The following is a 3,651-nucleotide window of genomic DNA, read 5'->3' as shown; positions in this document are numbered from 1 at the left end:
CCCCCCCCCACGAACCAGGCCCCGCCGCGGAGGTGCCACGGTGCCCACGACCCATACCTACCGGTGCGAAGCGGTCGCGCACGACCTCACCGGTAACCGCGAGGTCATCCTCGACACCTACCGCGCCGCAACTCCCCGCCTCGCCGCCCGATGGGCCCGACAAGCAGCGCGCCGGTACGCCTGTCTGCTCGCTCCGGCACCGACCGCGCCCTACCTCCGCTCGGCGCCCCTGGTCGAGGCCGAGCCGGACGGCCCCCGCCCCGACGCCGCACTGCACGCGTGGGCCGACAGCGCCGAGCAGTACGAGCACGCCCTACACACCCTCGCCGCCGGTCGCGCCTACGCGATCACGGCCACCGACTACGACGCGCGGTACGCGCTGTGCGTCTACCCGCTTCCGGTCCGCAGGCCCTCGCCGACCCCGCCACCCGCACGGAGCGCTCGCGCTCGCCCGTACGCGGGCGTCGGCCGACACCGGAAGCCGGGCCGACTGCTGCTCGATCTTTGCGAGGTGAGTTGATGCGCCGGGACCTGCGGCGTCAGATCACGTATCTCACGTGTCTTGCCGCCCTCGCATTCGTCCTTGCCGTAGGCGTTATGAGGGGGAGCCATGGTTGAGCCGCACACCGCCGAGTTCCTGCACGCTCCCACCCCCGAGGCCCCCGGCGCCGCGCGAGCTTTCATCAACGGACAGTTGACGCAGCTCGGATCGACGCATGACCGGCTCGACGACATGCTCGTCTGTACCTCCGAGCTGTCGACGAACGCCGTACAGCACGGTTCCCGCGATCACTCGTTCCGTGTCCGGCTGATCGTTGACCCCGCGAGCGTCCGTATCGAGGTGTACGACTTCGGCAAGGGCCGGCCGCGCGTCTGCCGTCTCTGCGAGGCGCATCACTCCGTCGAGCACGGCCGCGGGCTACTCCTGGTCAAGGAACTGTCCGACGGGTGGGGCGTCGACCCGCACCCGCGCATCGGCAAAACGGTGTGGTCCGAGTTCAAGACCGACGCGTACGCCGCAGGCGTGCAAGCCGCGGCCGTCGCCTATTCCAACCCGTAATCCGCCCGCCCCTCGACGTGCCGGCAGCCGCGAGCACATCGCTATTTCTCGACCACGTCACCCGCGTGTGGCAGACGATCGTTCACACAGAAGCGACCCCCATCGATCGGAGACCCATGGCAGGCATCGAATACGAGGCGAAGGCCCTCGACGTCGACCCCGCGAAGATCGCGCGGCTCATCGTCGAGGCGGGCGGAGTCCAGCAAGCCGAGCCCCGGCTCATGCGCCGGTACGTGTACGACACGATCCCGGCCGTCCCGGGCCGGTGGGTGCGGCTGCGCGATACCGGCGCCGGAACGACCCTGTGCGTCAAGCAGATCGCCACGGATGACGTGGACGGCACCCACGAGACCGAGGTCACCGTCGACTCGTTCGAGGAAGCGAGCGCGCTGCTCGGCCTGGTCGGTCTCACACCGCGCAGCTACCAGGAGAACCGGCGCACCTCGTACACCCTCGGCGGGGTGCGGCTGGAGCTCGACGAATGGCCCCGCATCCCGCCGTATCTGGAGATCGAGGCCGACGACGAAACACAGGTCTGGGACACCGCCGCCGCCCTCGGGATCGACCGCGACAGCCTGACGTCGATCAACACGACCAAGGTCTATGCCCTGTACGGCATCGATCTCGACTCAATCGCCGACCTGCGGTTCGAGTAGGTCAGCGTCCGCTACTCCCGGCCGGGGCACCGTGCCCCGGCCGGCACGGAGAAGGGGGCACCATGCACGACCTCGAAAACCTCCCCGTCGAGGTCAGGCCCGACCGCACCCTACGCGTCAAGATCATCGACGCATGCGGCCTCGCCTGCGAGTTCTGCCACAACGAAGGAACGCCCGTCACCGCCGACAACACCGGCCGTTCCGCTGGTGAGTTCGTCGGCACGCCGGGCCGTACCGGGCGCGTGTCGATCTACCTCAAGACCAACGGAGCGAACTTCCTGCCTGCCAGAATCGCGGCCGACTCCGATTTCGCCCTCGCCCTCGCCGCAGTCCGCGGCAGCCTGCCCACCAACGAAGTGCACTTCACGGGCGGCGAACCAACCCTTCACCCCGAACTGCCCGGCCTGATCAGGATCGCCCGCCGCCTCGGGCTGACCGTCGGACTCACCTCGAACGGCGAGAACGGCGCGGCCGTCCTGCCCGAGGCCGCCGCCGCCGGCCTCGACCGCATCAACCTCTCAGTGTTCGGCACAACCCCCGACGAGCTCGCCGCCGTACAAGCCCCGCGCCTCGCCTCACCGAAGCTCGCGGCCCGGAAGCTCGACGCGCTCGCGAAGACGATCGAGGCTGCTCGCGAACACGGCATCAAGGTCTCGGCGAACATCGTGATCCCCGACAGTGATCACGTCGAGCGGGTGCTGCGCATCATCGAGCAACACGGCCGGTCCGTCGTGGTGCGCATGCTCGTCTCTCTGGAGGACGACGGCGCCTCGCTCGCCGCCATGCAGGAAGTTGTCGACCACCTCGGCGCCACCCCCATGCGCCGAATCATCACGGCCGGCGCATCCGACCAACGGGTTCGCTACCGCCTGCCCGACGGGCGCACGCTCTACGCAAAGAGCATCCGGCCCGTACGCCTCCCGGAGACCTGCGCCGACTGCCGGTTCAACAACCCCGATGACTGCCAAGAGGGGTACTACGGCGTCCGCATGTACCGCGCCACCGACGGCCCGTTCATGGTCGGCGTGTGCATCCAACGCATGGACCTGTGCCTACCGCTCGGCGAGTTCGTCATGAGCCAGAGGTGCGGCGAGGTCGCATCCTTCCGAGAGGACGAGGCAGCGCGCCTTGCACGGCTGTACGCGGGCGAGGCCGCTCGCCCGCGTGACGAGCGACCTGCGGGCCGTCTGGCCCCTTGAGCGGTCACCAGCCGAGCCCGCCGATCCTGCACGGCTACCTCGCCGGTACCACACCCAACGAACACGGCTGGTGAATCCCGGCAGCGCCCCGACTGTACGGTCGGGGCGCTGCCGTGTGTACGCAGCAGGAAGACCCGCCGAGGCTCCCCGAGCGAGTTCGAGGTGAGCGTCGAGCCGGACCGTCAGAGAATTTGGCTTGAAAACGCCGCTCGCGGGCCCCGTTGACGCCCGCCGACCGCCGCCCCATGACGGAACCGCAGGCCGCCCTCGCCTCGTGTGAGAGCTATGAAGGTGCCTGCCGGGCGTACGCGCGTCCGTCCGGGCCGAGGCGCCGATCGCTCTGAGACAGAGCGAGCCGCCCCGCCCCCAACACGAGGACGGGGCGGTTACGTTTGTCGCGGCGTCCCCCGCCGAGGAGACCGGCAGGGGCCGCCGCCCCGCGGGCCGAGCCTCCCCGCTCGGGGCCGCAGGCAGCCGACGGGCGCGCGTCTGGCGCGTGTGTGGGAGCCACGCCAGCCCCCGTCACGTGCACCATAAAACGGCCTGGTGCACGCTCATACCGTCCGATCAGGTGACGGTACTTTTCATGATCACTGGGGGATGTGGACTCTATGTGGACTCTGGGCAGCAGCGAGGCCCCCCGTTCGAATGAACGAGGGGCCTCACACGTGCTCTGACCTGCTATGCAGTCAGTGCCCCCGGCAGGATTCGAACCTGCGACACCCGCTTTAGGAGA

The 3,651-nt window shown here is 69.4% G+C and carries 4 protein-coding genes; all 4 read left to right on the top strand.

The genetic code is table 11. From position 1 onward, the window contains the following. Positions 1-40: 40 nt before the first annotated feature. The 4 genes from BLT97_RS37150 (at position 41) to BLT97_RS37135 (ending at position 2,915) form a co-directional block, all read left to right on the top strand. Positions 41-520 (top strand): hypothetical protein, encoded by a 480-nt coding sequence (locus BLT97_RS37150; protein ID WP_176954035.1) that lies wholly within the window; start codon positions 41-43, stop codon positions 518-520. Between the two features lie 90 nt (positions 521-610). Beyond that, positions 611-1,060: an ATP-binding protein gene (locus BLT97_RS37145; protein ID WP_093618485.1), complete on the top strand. Its 450-nt coding sequence runs from the start codon at positions 611-613 to the stop codon at positions 1,058-1,060. A 116-nt stretch (positions 1,061-1,176) separates the two neighbouring features. Continuing rightward, positions 1,177-1,716 (top strand): class IV adenylate cyclase, encoded by a 540-nt coding sequence (locus BLT97_RS37140; protein ID WP_093618483.1) that lies wholly within the window; start codon positions 1,177-1,179, stop codon positions 1,714-1,716. 62 nt (positions 1,717-1,778) lie between these two features. Beyond that, a complete protein-coding gene (locus BLT97_RS37135) occupies positions 1,779-2,915 on the top strand; it encodes a radical SAM protein (protein ID WP_093618481.1) in 1,137 nt (378 codons plus the stop codon). Positions 2,916-3,651 lie beyond the last annotated feature (736 nt).

It is taken from the genome of Streptomyces indicus (assembly GCF_900100315.1).
Classification (GTDB): Bacteria; Actinomycetota; Actinomycetes; order Streptomycetales; family Streptomycetaceae; genus Streptomyces; species Streptomyces indicus.
This window is presented reverse-complemented; position numbering and strand designations above follow the sequence as displayed.

What these genes read in the sequence shown, in the direction of transcription:
- BLT97_RS37140 (WP_093618483.1), top strand. Translation starts at nt 1,177, where the DNA reads ATGGCAGGCATCGAATACGAGGCGAAGGCCCTCGACGTCGACCCCGCG.
- BLT97_RS37145 (WP_093618485.1), top strand. Translation starts at nt 611, where the DNA reads ATGGTTGAGCCGCACACCGCCGAGTTCCTGCACGCTCCCACCCCCGAG.
- BLT97_RS37135 (WP_093618481.1), top strand. Translation starts at nt 1,779, where the DNA reads ATGCACGACCTCGAAAACCTCCCCGTCGAGGTCAGGCCCGACCGCACC.